This window comes from Paenibacillus sp. RU5M (assembly GCF_900221055.1).
Classification (GTDB): Bacteria; Bacillota; Bacilli; order Paenibacillales; family Paenibacillaceae; genus Paenibacillus; species Paenibacillus marchantiae.
In genome coordinates this window covers 679,085-693,246 of record NZ_OBQM01000001.1, presented here as the reverse complement: position 1 = coordinate 693,246, position 14,162 = coordinate 679,085, and the positions used below count along the sequence as shown (strand labels likewise).

The 14,162-nt window shown below is 45.0% G+C and carries 14 protein-coding genes and 1 riboswitch; of the genes, 1 reads left to right on the top strand and 13 read right to left on the bottom strand.

What is annotated here, in order from left to right; all coding sequences use genetic code 11:
- Positions 1–205 precede the first annotated feature (205 nt).
- Positions 206–706: a C40 family peptidase gene (locus tag CRO25_RS03320; RefSeq protein WP_053780904.1), complete on the top strand. Its 501-nt coding sequence runs from the start codon at positions 206–208 to the stop codon at positions 704–706.
- A 136-nt stretch (positions 707–842) separates the two neighbouring features.
- Here CRO25_RS03320 and CRO25_RS03315 read toward each other — a convergent pair whose 3' ends face one another.
- The 13 genes from CRO25_RS03315 to CRO25_RS03255 form a co-directional block, all read right to left on the bottom strand.
- On the bottom strand, positions 843–1,532 hold the full coding sequence (locus tag CRO25_RS03315) for a response regulator transcription factor (protein ID WP_064637160.1): 690 nt from the start codon (positions 1,530–1,532) through the stop codon (positions 843–845).
- Positions 1,533–1,710: 178 nt separating this feature from the next.
- Positions 1,711–2,760, bottom strand: a complete 1,050-nt coding sequence (locus CRO25_RS03310; RefSeq protein ID WP_079693922.1) for a ThiF family adenylyltransferase — start codon at positions 2,758–2,760, stop codon at positions 1,711–1,713.
- On the bottom strand, positions 2,757–3,524 hold the full coding sequence (locus tag CRO25_RS03305; RefSeq protein ID WP_079693923.1) for a thiazole synthase: 768 nt from the start codon (positions 3,522–3,524) through the stop codon (positions 2,757–2,759). Before CRO25_RS03305 ends, CRO25_RS03310 begins: the two co-directional genes overlap by 4 nt.
- A gap of 3 nt (positions 3,525–3,527) precedes the next feature.
- On the bottom strand, positions 3,528–3,731 hold the full coding sequence (thiS, locus tag CRO25_RS03300) for a sulfur carrier protein ThiS (RefSeq protein ID WP_063562837.1): 204 nt from the start codon (positions 3,729–3,731) through the stop codon (positions 3,528–3,530).
- Positions 3,728–4,960 carry a glycine oxidase ThiO gene (thiO, locus tag CRO25_RS03295; protein WP_179132075.1) on the bottom strand — a complete coding sequence of 411 codons (1,233 nt, stop codon included), beginning with the start codon at positions 4,958–4,960 and terminating at the stop codon, positions 3,728–3,730. The genes thiS and thiO overlap by 4 nt, the downstream gene beginning before the upstream one ends.
- 5 nt (positions 4,961–4,965) lie before the next feature.
- Positions 4,966–5,583, bottom strand: coding sequence for a thiamine phosphate synthase (locus CRO25_RS03290; RefSeq protein WP_179132076.1), 618 nt, complete (start codon positions 5,581–5,583; stop codon positions 4,966–4,968).
- Between the two features lie 291 nt (positions 5,584–5,874).
- Positions 5,875–5,984: riboswitch (TPP riboswitch) on the bottom strand.
- A 133-nt stretch (positions 5,985–6,117) separates the two neighbouring features.
- Positions 6,118–7,668: an ABC-F family ATP-binding cassette domain-containing protein gene (locus CRO25_RS03285; protein ID WP_063562839.1), complete on the bottom strand. Its 1,551-nt coding sequence runs from the start codon at positions 7,666–7,668 to the stop codon at positions 6,118–6,120.
- A gap of 132 nt (positions 7,669–7,800) precedes the next feature.
- On the bottom strand, positions 7,801–8,784 hold the full coding sequence (locus CRO25_RS03280) for a hypothetical protein (RefSeq protein WP_079693926.1): 984 nt from the start codon (positions 8,782–8,784) through the stop codon (positions 7,801–7,803).
- Positions 8,771–9,322, bottom strand: coding sequence for a hypothetical protein (locus CRO25_RS03275; protein WP_064637150.1), 552 nt, complete (start codon positions 9,320–9,322; stop codon positions 8,771–8,773). The genes CRO25_RS03280 and CRO25_RS03275 overlap by 14 nt, the downstream gene beginning before the upstream one ends.
- Entirely contained in the window at positions 9,319–9,717 is a 399-nt protein-coding gene (locus CRO25_RS03270) for a hypothetical protein (protein WP_079693927.1), read from the bottom strand. Before CRO25_RS03270 ends, CRO25_RS03275 begins: the two co-directional genes overlap by 4 nt.
- Positions 9,718–9,733: 16 nt before the next feature.
- The gene (locus tag CRO25_RS03265) at positions 9,734–10,219 is read right to left on the bottom strand and encodes a hypothetical protein (protein WP_063562843.1); all 486 of its coding nucleotides are present in this window, start codon (positions 10,217–10,219) and stop codon (positions 9,734–9,736) included.
- A 55-nt stretch (positions 10,220–10,274) separates the two neighbouring features.
- Positions 10,275–12,341, bottom strand: a complete 2,067-nt coding sequence (locus CRO25_RS03260) for a hypothetical protein (protein WP_063562844.1) — start codon at positions 12,339–12,341, stop codon at positions 10,275–10,277.
- Positions 12,331–14,157: an ATPase, T2SS/T4P/T4SS family gene (locus CRO25_RS03255; protein ID WP_063562845.1), complete on the bottom strand. Its 1,827-nt coding sequence runs from the start codon at positions 14,155–14,157 to the stop codon at positions 12,331–12,333. Before CRO25_RS03255 ends, CRO25_RS03260 begins: the two co-directional genes overlap by 11 nt.
- Between the last annotated feature and the right edge of the window lie 5 nt (positions 14,158–14,162).

Below are 14,162 nucleotides of genomic sequence, written 5' to 3'. Positions count from 1 at the left end.
TTGAATATCAAGGGTCTTTGTTGTTTTTGTAACATTCGAGCTTCGTCAATGATTAATTTTTTGACATTTTTAATGGTATTTTAATAAACAAACCCAAACCGTTGCGGCCCTAGGGAGAATCAGGTTCCATCCAATTTCTAGGCTGTTACAAAGCTGTTATACTCGCTCTAGCAACTAAACGAAAACGAATTTTGGAGGTACTCACATGAAAACAAACATCTTTGTCCAAAAGGCCGTAACCGTCGGGTTGTGCGCTACTCTAGGTTTTGGAGCTGTATTAATGACTAATGCACCTGTCGCACAGGCAGCAAGCGCTTCTGTATCCACAGGACAACAAATCGTGAACTATGGTAAAACCTTTACAGGAACTCCATATAAATTTGGTGCGTCAACTTCTACAACCAAAAATTTTGACTGCTCTTCTTTTATGAAATACATCTTCAAAAAGTATGGTGTAGACCTGCCACGTACATCCGTTAAGCAATCCCAAGAAGGTGTAGCTGTTTCCAAAGCTAATCTGCAAGTGGGAGATCTGGTCTTCTTCTCCAGCGGTAGTCGCTCTACAGGCTCCAATATTACTCACGTAGGCGTATATGCAGGCGACGGAAAAGTTCTGCACACGTACGGATCACCAGGTGTAACTCTCTCCGACTTGAACTCGGGGAACTGGAAAAAAACATATATTAAAGCTCGCCGCGTACTGTAGCTCATATTTTAAAGATAACGAAGCGAGTGGGGCCGGATCTGATGATCCGGTCCTTTTTATATTTACCCAATGAAGTTCTCTCTCCAAACAGGAGTTATGTGGAAAACACACACTGAGTTCTTTGAGACGACCTCTTTTATTGGGTATGAAGCATATAACCGATGCCACGAACGGTATGAATTAATTTGACACTCCTCCCCTTATCCACCTTCACTCGTAAATGTTTGATATATACATCCACCACATTGGTATCCATTGCAAAATCATACCCCCATACTTCCCTCAAAATAACGCTCCGGGGACACGCCTCATTCACATGACGAGCCAAAAATTCCAGCAATTCGTATTCCTTCGGAGTTAATACCAGATATTCGCCTGCACGACTTACACGACGTGAACGCAGATTGACCTTGAGGTCATGTACTACAATGACTTCTTCATCTTCCTGTGAAGCATGCGAGAACACACGTAAAAGATTCCGTATTCTGGCCATCATCACATTACCGTGAATAGGTGCTTCCATCACATCATTAGCGCCGTAATCGAGTAATTCCACAATCAATTCAGGCGATATCTTGGGAGTTATCACAAGTAATGGGGAGGTGACACCTACGTGCACAAAAGACTCTAGTCCATTTTTCAGGGTATCTTCATGACATCCTTCATTCATTAATATGATCATATTGAGATTCGTGAGTGTTAGTTCAGAAATACGGTTCAGATCTGTCCATTCCATTTGCTCCACTTGGTACCCTTCTGCACACAGTATGCCTTGAATAAAAGAAACCAGATCGCCCCTGCCAACCAGTAATATGGATGTTTTCATTTTTTTCACCCGGCCTGTCTTATACGCTGCTACATTTGTTGGTAAAAACTACACTTGGTCTCCTTATACATACTTGTGACCACTGTGCTTCGCAGCATTGTTGTATGTTTATCATGCCGTAAAATGAAAAAGTCCATTCCCGGAAGGAACGGACTCGGAACATTCATTTGATTTTTCTCTAACCAAAGTACCGGTGAACCAGCGTACGCGCCTCTGCCGTGTCTTTTGTTCCATGAACAAGGACGCGACCATCCTGAAAAATGACCATCCTGTGTGCTCCCGTTGTAAAAGAAACCAAGAATGCATTAGCCTCCACTTGGCCTTCTTCCAGCTTGCCGAGGCGTTCAGCCGTATGCTGTAAATCCAGATTCATTCGCCGTGAAGGGCGAATCTGTACCGTATCCCTACCACATAATACGTCTGTTTTTTCCAGGTTTGAGGCAGAGAGGTATGGATAGTTAGCCTTTACCCCGCAGGAAGGACAATCTTCTTTTCGGGCACCGTCGACGTTAATGGATATGTATTCATTTCTCCACACATCGAATGATAACAACTTGCGTCTCAGTGCACCTGAATTACCACTGAGAAGCTTCATTGCTTCGGCAGTCTGATTAGCCGTAACCATCTGCACCGCCTGAGGGATTATGCCTGACGTATCACAGGTATCCCCACCTAACGGAACCTCACCCAACAAGCAGTTTAAACAAGGCGTTTCTCCAGGCAGAAACGTGTAGGTAATTCCATAACTGCCCACACATCCGCCATAAATCCACGGAATACGATACTTCTGAGACATATCATTTATTAATAGCCGGGTATCAAAATTATCTGTTGCATCCATGATCAAGTCTGCGTTCTGAACCAGTTCTTCCAGTTCATCTACTCTGACGTCCATCACTTTGCCTACAACCTCAACGTTAGAATTAATGTCAGATAGGCGCTTCTTCGCTGCCATCGCTTTGGGTATTCGTTGAATGGCGTCTTGCTCAATATATAATTGCTGTCGCTGTAGGTTGCTCCACTCCACATAGTCACGATCTGCAATAGTAATATGGCCAATTCCTGAACGTACCAATGTTTCCGCAATACCCGTACCAAGCGCGCCCGCTCCAACAATTAATACTTTGCTGTTATTCAATCTATGCTGACCTTCCTTACCGATAGGTGCATACCGTTCCTGTCTGGAATAGCGGTCTCCCTGTTCAGAAGATCGTGTCTGATTAGTCATGTATGAACCATTCCTTCCGCCGGACTACTCGCTGCCGCATAGCGCTTAACGGGAATCATGCCTGCCTCATAAGCCAGTCTGCCTGCTTCAACCCCCATTCGCATTGCCTTCGCCATCTTCACCGGATCTCCGGATCCGGAGACAGCCGTATTCAACAATACACCGTCAGCTCCCAGCTCCATCGCATGAGCAGCATCTTTAGGTGCTCGAAGTCCTGCATCCACAATAACAGGAACGACGGCTTGTTCAATAATAATCTCCAGATTATAGGGATTAATAATTCCTCTCCCCGCCCCTATGGGTGAAGCCCCAGGCATAACAGCATGTACGCCGAGTAGTTGCAATCGCTTGGCCAGAATAACATCGTCCGAGATATAAGGCAGTACCGTAAAGCCCTTTTCAAGCAAGATCTCGCAAGCTTTATAGGTTTCAATTGGGTCAGGAAGTAATGTGATTCCATCCCCGATAACTTCTACTTTTATCATATCACAAAGTCCTGAAGCCCGAGCTAGTTCAGCGATTCGCACAGCTTCCTCTGCTGTTGCAGCACCCGCTGTATTGGGAAGCAGGGTATACCTTTTCAAGTCCAGTGTGTCCAGAAAGTGCTGTTTGTTCCGATCTTCCAGATTCAAACGCCGAACCGCGAACGTTAATACATCCGTACCTGAAGCCTCAACCGCCTGACTCTGCACTTCCAAGTCCGAAAATTTGCCTGTACCCAGCAGCAATCTAGATTCAAACGTATAATTTCCAATCCTCAGCATAATTCAACCGCCTCCCACAAAATGTACAATTTCAATTCGGTCTCCGTCTCTTAACGCCGTCGTTTCATGATATTCCCGCGTTAAAATTTGACGATTCAATTCAACCACGACGGTTTTTACTTGCAAATTAAATGAATGGAGCAATTTGTCTACACGATTTAAGCTATCTTCAATTTGCATGGTTTGTCCGTTGACAATGATGTTCACAGCAACATCTCCTTTCTGTTCAAACGTTCTGGACTAAGGTCCTGAATCCCCAGCTCTTCAGAGGTTTTACCACAAATCAAGTCAGCCATGAGGCTGGCTGTAATCGCACTAAGTAATATGCCGTTACGATAATGTCCAAAAGCAGCGAATAAACCAGGAACACTTTCACAAGCCCCTATATACGGAATTCCATCCGGAGTCGAAGGACGTACACCAGCCCAGGCTCGGATAAAATGTGCTTCCTTCATGCCAGGTACCCAGTTTGTTGCAGCTGCGAGCAGCTTCTGAATGCCTTGTACCGAAACTTTCATGTCTGTTCTTCCAGGAAGGCTTGTTGCACCGATCCATACTTCTCCATTGGCTTTGGGAACAATATATATATCCTCTGCATACACCGTTTTGTCTGGCCTGTACCCGGCATGGTGGGGAGAAAATTGCACGGCTGCAATCTCCCCCTTTACTGGTAAAACAGGCGATTTCAGACCCACATGTCTCATCAATTCTTCACCATGTAACCCTGTAGCAATAATGACATTTCTCGATGTCATCGTTCCTATTGAAGTCTCGATCCCTTGCACTCCATTCACATCAGTATGCAAACGGACATCCTGTACACCTTCCATCACCCTTGCACCCATGGCTTGAGCCGATCTGACATAAGCCTGCGTTAAGTTGACAGGAAGAACCTCGCTCTCGGAAGGTCTGTGAAATGCTCCATACGTATCCCTGTTTAACCATGAAGCTTCCTGTTGGACAGAAATACGATCCCACCAAATATGTTCTGTAGATAAGGTAGACGATCTACGATCATTCTTGTAACTGCTGACCTCACTGTATGAACGAAAAGGAGTAATAAATCCATGCTGTTGCAGCCCCATTTCCACTCCGCTAAGCGAACTGATCCGTTCCTTCTGCTCATGAAGCAAAGCTCTGCTCTGCCTTGCAAGCTTTGCCATTACAGCATGAGTGAATTCCTCACTATCAGCAGCAAGCATGCCTGCGGCTGCACAGGAAGTTCCCCCAGCGATCCGCGCCCGCTCAACCAGAAGAACGTCATGGCCTCGAGTAGCGAGTTCACATGCGATGGCACATCCGATAACTCCTCCACCTACAATAATGGTTTCTGCATGAAGCTTGCCTCCAACTTCCGCTCCAACTTTACTTCCCGAAACTATTCCTGGATGATAGCCTGAACGATTCCTGCTTCGACTTCTTGCTTCCTCTCTCAAGATCTTCATCTCCTTGGTCCGGCGTACTTGTCTGAATCCGTGATCGCCTGTCGCAATGAAGCGGCAGCTACTTCCGGCTTATCGGTCGTCCAAATCGTTGAAATTACAGCGGCTCCTCTAGCACCAGCAGTTCGAATGGCAGCAATATTCTCATGACTAATCCCGCCAATCGCGATCACGGGAATCGAAACATTAGAGCATACCTCAGCTAACGCACTTAGCCCTCTGGGTTCGCAATTCGGTTTACTATTTGAAGCATAGACATGCCCATAAAAGAGATAATCCGCTCCCTGTTCTTCTGCAACTTTTGCTTCTTCCAGAGAATGAACCGATATGCCTACGCGCAGCCGATCGACTCTCCTCAACTCATCCTTATCATAGCTGCGAGTAACTGCTTGACCCCAATGCACACCACCAATTGAAGCATATTGATCCAGCTGATCTGAGCCATTCATAATGATTCGGTCAGATGGAACACCTTGTGTTTTTAGACCTTGCGCCCAATACATCTGTTCTTCAAGGGTCAGCTTTTTTTCCCGAATGTGGATATAATCGACCCACCGCCATATACCCTTAGCAATATTCAGAAAAGAGCCCAAGTCTCCTGTACCTGGTGAAACCACATGCAGTTCGAATGATCTTGTTATTACATGTTCGTGGAAGATTACCGTCCTATTCGCCCTCCTCTTGCATGATTTAAGCTGATATACAACAACAAAAAAGCCACTCCCGTAGGGGAGTGGCCACGAATTTAAAATTCATGGATCAACTGAATGACTGTCGCATGCAATTACTCTATACATAACGCACAACAACTATAGAAACCATCCATAGTCGCAACGCTGTATACATAGAACTGCATGATTCATCTTGCAGGCAATATCGCAAAGTCAACGATAAAGCTCTTTGTCATTAGCTGAAACGCGCCACTTCCCTACGCTGGTATGATCCAGATCAGGTACAAAGGGTCCGGAATCGCATTCTTCCATCTCAGCCGCATCGTGCGGCCCCCCTAGTGTTCATATGAAGCTGTAGCCTATGTTACCATAGACACCTTTTTTTGTCACCGTACATTTCCATGAATTACGTTGTTCACCATTGCTGAAGTCATGTAGTTAACGAAGTTGCTGTTTCTGGTGCAAAGAATTTCGTAGAAACTATTGTTTGTCGGACCAAGCTTCAACATCCCACGTTTTGGTTACCCAACCTTCATAAAATTCAGGTTCATGGGATACGAGCAGCACGGTACCCTTGAATTCCTGCAGGGCACGTTTCAGCTCTGCTTTAGCGGTTACATCCAAATGGTTTGTAGGCTCATCGAACAAAATCCAGTTACTTTCACGCATCAGAAGCTTACATAAACGAACCTTGGCTTGTTCACCACCACTAAGCGCGTTAAGCGGGCGGGTGATATGCTCATTTTTTAATCCACAACGTGCGAGATGGCCCCGGACTTCATTCTGTGTCAGATGAGAAAACTCATTCCACACATCTTCGATCGGGGTAATATTACCTGCACGTACTTCCTGTTCGAAATAGGCTGTTTCCAGATAGTCCCCCAAGAAAGTCTTACCGCTAATTGGTGGGATTTTCCCCAAGATCGTCTTGAGCAGTGTGGATTTACCTACACCGTTACATCCAACAATGGCAATTTTCTCGCCACGCTCAATAGTCATCGTCATTTTAGGCAATAATGCATATGAATATCCGATTTCAAAATCAATACCCTCAAAGACGGTTTTACTACTCGCCCGGGCATCCTTGAATTTGAATGTGGGTTTGGCCGCTTCGTCTGGACGATCAATCCGTTCAATCTTGCCGAGCTGCTTCTCACGGCTCTTGGCACGACCGGAAGTGGAAGCGCGGGCTTTGTTCCGCTGAATGAAATCTTCCTGCTTCTTGATAAACTCTTGCTGTTTCTCATAAGCATCAATATGTTGCGCCTTATTCATGTCGGCCATTTCAAGGAATTTGTTATAGTTCGCTGCATAACGCGTCAACTTGGCAAATTCCAGATGATAAATAACGTTAACGACCTCATTCATAAACTCTGTATCATGCGAAATCAGAATAAACGCATACGGGTAATCCTTCAGGTAACGCGTCAGCCATTCAATGTGTTCCACATCGAGATAGTTCGTCGGCTCATCCAACAAAAGAGCTGTGGGTTTCTCCAGTAAAAGCTTGGCAAGCAATACCTTCGTACGCTGACCACCACTAAGCGCGGCCACATCACGATCTAGACCGATGGCGGACAATCCAAGTCCATTCGCCATCTCTTCCACTTTCACATCGATCAGATAAAAATCACCTTGCTCCAATTGCTCTTGAATGTCACCCATTTCTTCCAGCAACAATTCGAGCTTGTCCGGATCGGCGTCTGCCATCTGATCCGTAATAGACATCATTTCTTTTTCCAACTCAAGCAAGGGCAGGAACGCATCCTTAAGCACATCACGAATCGTTTTTCCAGGCGTGAGCTTGGTATGCTGATCCAGATATCCATAACGAACTTTTGGGGTCCATTCGACCTTCCCTTCGTCCTTTAACAATTTCCCGGTAAGAATGTTCATCAGTGTGGACTTACCCACACCATTTGCACCAACAAGACCTACACGCTCTCCGGCAAGTAAACGAAAAGATACATTTTTAAATAACGTGCGGTCTCCAAAATTGTGACTCACGTTCTCTACTGACAATAAACTCATAAGATGAGGTTGCTCCTATCTATTGGACATTACTATCGTTCCGAAACCCTATTTTAGCACAGGTGTCGCCTTTTCTGAAAGTAATGTAAACATCTCATGCAACCTCGCTTTTATATTACAAACAAACTGCCTTTAATTTATGGAACAGTTATACTCAAAATAACCTTGTGCTGCCGCTTGTTTGGCATTTGTAAACACTTCTTCGGCTCTGTAACCATTGCTACATGTGGAAGGGTAATAGTATTTAATTCCACTTACAGGATCAACTCCGCCAACGATCGCTGTTTTCTTCACCAGTCTGCCACCACCAATGGCATAATTGTTAATCTTTTGGTTACCTACAGGTATTCCCTGAATAAACGCCATCAGCCCCGTATCATTAATCGAATTGTACCAGTCTTCCTGAGAAATCAAAGGCATGGTAAAGGTGTAGGAAACGCCATTCCTTCTTGCAAACTCATTATGCCGGTTAATAACATCTGCCAAATCTTCCTGCACACTTGTCACGATTCGGCCTCGTCTGACCTGCTCAAACGTCTCGGCATTCTGAAGCAGAGGGATTTGTGTGCTGGAGGCCAGTTCTTTCTGGAAACCCTCAACCCACATGCCCAAGCCTGCATCATAGGCATACACATACCCATCGAGTGTGAAGTTAATACTGCTACCATTTGAATCAGAATATGTATAGGGCTTTTTAGGACTCCAAACTTGCCGGAATGAATCTTCAAGATCACCCGTCATCTCAGTTTCGTTCGCCAAAATATAATAACCATCATAATCCAGCACGACCATTGCAGGAATGTAATTAAACATGGCCCGTATAGCAGCAGGATCATCCTGAATCCCCATATTTAGCGCCAGTGTTTGGGTAAAGGTAGTCAAGGCAAGCTCTTTGTCCGCTTTTACAAATTTGGTCGAATCATACCCTGCTTCATCGTCTTGCTTCTCATTTTGATGCATCACAGCCCCTGCATCCAGTACAGCAGTCTGAAGTGCCATCTTATATCGATTGCTTAAATATTGTGCCTCTTGGGCATTGTCTGTATTATGAGAAATAACCCAGAATATAGGTAAAAAGATAAGCACAAACACAATAGAAAGATCAGTAATCTTCATTGAGCACCATACCCCCATATGTGGTAAACACGGCTGCAGCCTGTGCAGACCCGTTCAACCACTCACGAATCAACATGGCAGGTGTGCGATTGGTATTTTTGACGGTTACAGTGAAGAAATCCCCCATTGCCAGTGTATATCTGCGCCCAGGATCGTCTAAAGCTAGCACACCGGACGAAGGAAACAGCTTTGCTTTAATTTGGGCTGAATAATAGCCATCTTGTACAGTTTCATAGGTGCCAGAAAATGTGCTCTGATCCATCGGATCTGAGTAATGAGGAACATATTTTTTGTGCAAATGCTCCATGGAAATCTCATAGGCATTCCCCGTTCGGGCCATCTGTTCTTCGAATTCTGTATACATGACAGGGGAAATGTATCCCTTTGTTCTGACTGCATCAACAAAACGGGTAACCGTCTGAACAACGGTCATGCGTGCCATGTCATCCTGTCGATCTGCAGTCTCTGCTGCCGGATATACATAAAGCAAAATCACTGCCAGCAAAACAGCAAGCAGCTTGGATGCAGCGTTAATCAAGGTGTACTGGCCTCCTTCCAAAATGCAATCTTCAGCAGTTCGCCAGCCTCACTTCTTATGAACTCGGGTCTATACGAAGCAGCAAGCTGGACAGGAATGGTTCCTCTTCTGTTTACAAGGGGATCAATGACATATGCAATCCCGTCCACCTCCACGCTGACCGTTGTCCCTGTCATTTGCCTCACAGTGTGCAACACTTCCGCACCACTATAACGGATTGGCTCACTTATACGCAGAGTGGTATTAAGCCGTCCTTCCATATCTGCTGTCGTCTGCACCAAGTGATTCAAAACGTCTGATAGAACCCGAACATTCTGCTGCCCATACAGGCAGGCTGTCACAAATAGGACAACCGCCGTACAGAACAACATGAGCTGCTGTGTATTCTGGGACATGTTAAACCAACTCCTGTCAGGATTGCTGGAAAATAAGCCCTCTTACCACATTGGATCTGTCTTTTACGATAATTGCTTTGAATTTACCACTTGGATTGACATATTGGTTGTCTTTTTCACTCATAGTTTGATTAATAATCCCTACTTTATCATCTGGAGAAATCACTGAACCGTAATCTGCATTATTGAGATCCTGGGATATGTTCAACTGATTGCCATACCATTGACCTCCCTTGTTTTTACCTGTAATAACTTGAATACCGAACTGATCCTTGTCCGCATATTTACGCAACGCGTTTGTGACTTGTGATCCACTAATGGTTGTTCCGTCATACACGGTAAATGCAGCTTGGGACAACTCGGTCTGAATATCGGCAAAATTGTTCTGTGCCGTTTTGGTTGCCTCCTGAGCCGAAATAAACAATAGAACCACAATCGTAATAAGGGCGATGGTCAGAAAGATGCCTGCTGCCACCTTTAAAGCGCTTGATGCATTGTTCATGATAAATCCTCCTATTTCGTTTTTAATTTATTTCAGACTGTGACGTACATGGTCGTTACAGTTTCTGAATCTGTTCATAATAAATGTTCATTTGCAGGAAACTCATGCCTACCAGCGGAATGACCAGATAGAGGAAGATCAGGGCATACATCGGTGTAAACCCGATCATTCTTCCCCATGATGCTTTAACATCAATCATCTTGGTGTATTCCTGCTTCCGTTGTTCAAAATAAAAGGCCATCATACTATCCAGATCATCAAATGCCTCTCGAATCGAAATTTTCCCAAGTGCAAGTTGCAGTTTTTCAACCAAACGCTGAAATTCAGGCAGACCTGCATCTTCTTTCAATTGTTCAAGTGCATGCTCCGGCCCATGTTCAAAGTGCAACAGACATTTTTGCAGTGGTCTTTTGAAAATAACAGCAAAGCGATTGAGCCATTCCAGTATTTCCTCTACAGACATACGGTCCATCTCTCGCAAGATTGAGATAACCGTCTGAAACTGATAGATTTCATGCCTCATGTCCATGCTTCTCATCTTGCGCTGGAACATCATGAGCCAGATCGGCATGTGATAACCCGCTAAACCTATCATCATTGCAATAATTAACTCCCACCAGTGGAGATATTGCTTGTTGTAACCTTCCAGCTTCTGCAGGATGCGTGCGATAGTTTCAGTCTGTGCATCATGCTCCAGTGGAACGGGATTTACGGACTGCAATGCATTGGATATCTCATCAAAAGTTGCTCCTCGCTTCATTTCGATGCGCTCGAGTACAGCTTGATCCAAGCTTGTCTTCTCGGTAGCCTGCTTCAACTCCGCCTCTCCCATCGCGCCAAACATCCGGTCATCTCTCACAGGATCATGTAAAATATGATTTCGTTCAACCTGATGCAGCAGAAAGACACATCCAATGGTCAGGACAAAACAACTTACAAATAACATCAGCCTTCGTATCGCCAGCCATTCATATTTCAGTTCCGAGCTACTTTCCCGCATCAGTCTTACGGTTTGACTGTAATTGGTACTGCCAGGTTTGGCCACGAACAACATCGCGACTTTACGAATGAACGTCTGCCTGTATAGAAACTGATCGATTCTGGAGTGTTTGCGCCCTGTCCGATAGCGGGTTTCATCATATTGCTGAAGTCTTTGCAAAAGCAGGTAGGCAAGTATGATAATGACATAGATCGATATTTTGGTTACAAACCCGATTTTGCTGCGATAAAATTCATCCATAGTCGGAAAACTTCCTCTGGCCCAACGTTCGATTGGAGCTGTGAATAGAACGGGGGCTAGGGCGATGATATTCAACCCTTTTAACAGATAGTCCAATTTGTCCCGCCGCAAAATCTCCAGATGAATTTCCTGTGTCAGATTCCCCAAGCCTTTCAAGTAAATCGAACCCTGTGCTCTATCTTTATCCCCGAACTCCATCACCATATATGAAATACCGGCAAAACCTTTAAGAAAGCGATTTGGCGCAATCTCATAGTACCGTTCCAAAGCTTCGTTCGGATCCGGAGAAGTCAATGCTTCATAGATCAACAGCACTTGCTCGGCAGCCTCTCCTTTACCTGTTTCCGCTGCTTCATAAAGTGCCTCCTCTACCATTCCATGCTGATGATACCGATGTCTCACGTCGGCAAACAGGTCCAGCATCTGTACCAAAAGTCGCTTCTCCATACGATTCAGACACATATCCAGTACAAGGCTGTTTAGAACTACAGCGCAGAGTACCGACAATATAACAAAGGCGATACCCGGCTGCATAAGGAAAAGGATTACACTGATACTCCCGTATCCTCCGAAGATAATTAGAACCACGTTCATAGTCATTCGTCTTAATGCTGGTTCGTCGCCTACATGCCGGAATGAGATTCGTTTCTGTACTTGTAAAATATAAGCAGAGAATAGCGGCACTTTCATGCCCCACCGATAAGACTGTAACAGGACCGATCCCCACCGCAGCGTACGAGTGCCGTTTAGCGTAGCGATCCCGATAGATTTACTTGCATTGTCTCCTCCTCTGTGACGTAACAGGTTCAGTACAAGTAGCGTGATTATCAGGCCACCTGCACATATCCCCAACACCAACAGAAGAGCTATCTTAACGGTCATAGGTATCACCCCAATGTTGCTTGATGAACTGTTCGAACAGCGCAGCGTCCTGCAGTGTCATCTGATCCCGCATATCCGTAATGCTTCCTATGGAGATCGGAGCTGTGATGACGTAATTGCCATCCTTGTACTCGATCACATTGCGAAACGTAAATCCCGCCCGTTCCTCCACGCTATCCCCTTTATTCGCACGTGGCAGACACTCCGTAATTCGTTCGATATATCTTCGTCCCTCTGCGTCCTTTTTCATATGTACATCGAAATTAATGACACTTACTACTTGCTCCTCGGCAATATGTTCATGTTGGAACATACCTGTTTTGAGCAGTGAATTACGGAGGGAGAAAACCAAATCACGAAACGTTTTGGCATGATGGGTAAACAGGGTGAACAGACTGGCAACCTGGGACATCTGAATCATCCATGCGGCTACTTCGTCACTTGCGACCTCACCGAGAATATTTACAGTACCATCCGTCTTTTTCTGTAAGTCCAGTCCCTGTTGACCTGAGATGTGCTCCGTCTCCCGGAAGCTTAGTATGTTACGCCGACTGTATATACGCCGAAGCTGTAACTCGAAAGCCATCTCCTGTACACGCAGGGTATACGAAGCGTAAATATGCTTCACCATTGCCATAAGTAGTGTCGTTTTACCCGATCCCTGTGCTCCTGTTACAGCTGTGATTCGACTACCTTTCATCAAATATTGCAGCAAAGTGATTGGCAGATCTGCGTTGTTACCAGTAATCAACTGTTCCAGTGAAGCATTGGGAATATCAAATTTCCGGACAAAGAATGCCCATGATTCGGCAAAGGGAGGACGCACAACAACGACACGTGATCCATCCTTCATCTCGTTCACCTTGTATCCATTTGCTTCCGAAAGCTGTCCCGGATAGTTGTATTTATAAATATTTTGACATACCCTCTTCAGTTCACGGATATTGCCAAACGACAGGAAGGACAGATGAATGGACTTACCTTTATAGAAAATCCAGACACTTTCCATTCCAGTAAGTGGTTCTTCAAGGGGAGCATCTTCAAGTCCATCCGTGAGCAGATCATTCCACGAAGCTGGCTGCCGTAGCCCCATATCCTGAAGTGCATCCAACATGCCACTTACACCACCACTAACGCCATCTATTCGTTGATCTCTTATTTCATCAACCACCGAGAAGCCTTTGTAATGCTGGTAGATGCGTTGAACAATGATATCCGTTTTTTCTCTGAAGCCAAGCTCTCTATACTCACACTCAAACACATATCGGATGTCCTCCTCGGAGATATAGTAACTTCCTCCGTCGTCTGCACCTTCACTCAGCCTCAATCTGCCAAGATCATAAGTGTCAATCATGCGTGACAAGGCATCGACACCAAATTGCTGCCGGTATAGATAAAACACGATTTCGAATTGATCCTGAACCGTCAGTAACTCAGCTTCTCCAAAATATATGACCTCATCGATATTTGACTTATTCAGTCCTATACTGCGGGTAAGCAGATCACCTATCAGGTTTTTGACATACGTTTTATCACTGATGCTTCCTGATACACAACCTTTAAGCGCCTTGCGCATCTCGGCACGCTGATTGATTCTTCGGCGATATTCTTCTTCATGCAATCCTGCATCAGCAAGTTGACTATGACTAAGCTCATGAAGCGAGTTCTTTACTTTCTCTGTCAGCACTTCAATCGTGAAGGATTCGCGCTCAGGAGCACGGTTATTTTTTTCACGATGGGAAGCTCTGTATTTGAACCAAACATACGCAAGACATAACAGCAAAATTAAAATTAACCATAGGGTATTCCAGAGCATCAGAT

Excerpts from the sequence above, each read along its gene's own strand:
- CRO25_RS03320 (WP_053780904.1), top strand. The coding sequence starts at position 206 with ATGAAAACAAACATCTTTGTCCAAAAGGCCGTAACCGTCGGGTTGTGC.
- CRO25_RS03315 (WP_064637160.1), bottom strand. The coding sequence starts at position 1,532 with ATGAAAACATCCATATTACTGGTTGGCAGGGGCGATCTGGTTTCTTTT.
- CRO25_RS03310 (WP_079693922.1), bottom strand. The coding sequence starts at position 2,760 with ATGACTAATCAGACACGATCTTCTGAACAGGGAGACCGCTATTCCAGA.
- CRO25_RS03305 (WP_079693923.1), bottom strand. The coding sequence starts at position 3,524 with ATGCTGAGGATTGGAAATTATACGTTTGAATCTAGATTGCTGCTGGGT.
- CRO25_RS03285 (WP_063562839.1), bottom strand. The coding sequence starts at position 7,668 with ATGAGTTTATTGTCAGTAGAGAACGTGAGTCACAATTTTGGAGACCGC.
- CRO25_RS03280 (WP_079693926.1), bottom strand. The coding sequence starts at position 8,784 with ATGAAGATTACTGATCTTTCTATTGTGTTTGTGCTTATCTTTTTACCT.
- CRO25_RS03270 (WP_079693927.1), bottom strand. The coding sequence starts at position 9,717 with ATGTCCCAGAATACACAGCAGCTCATGTTGTTCTGTACGGCGGTTGTC.
- CRO25_RS03265 (WP_063562843.1), bottom strand. The coding sequence starts at position 10,219 with ATGAACAATGCATCAAGCGCTTTAAAGGTGGCAGCAGGCATCTTTCTG.
- CRO25_RS03260 (WP_063562844.1), bottom strand. The coding sequence starts at position 12,341 with ATGACCGTTAAGATAGCTCTTCTGTTGGTGTTGGGGATATGTGCAGGT.
- CRO25_RS03255 (WP_063562845.1), bottom strand. The coding sequence starts at position 14,157 with ATGCTCTGGAATACCCTATGGTTAATTTTAATTTTGCTGTTATGTCTT.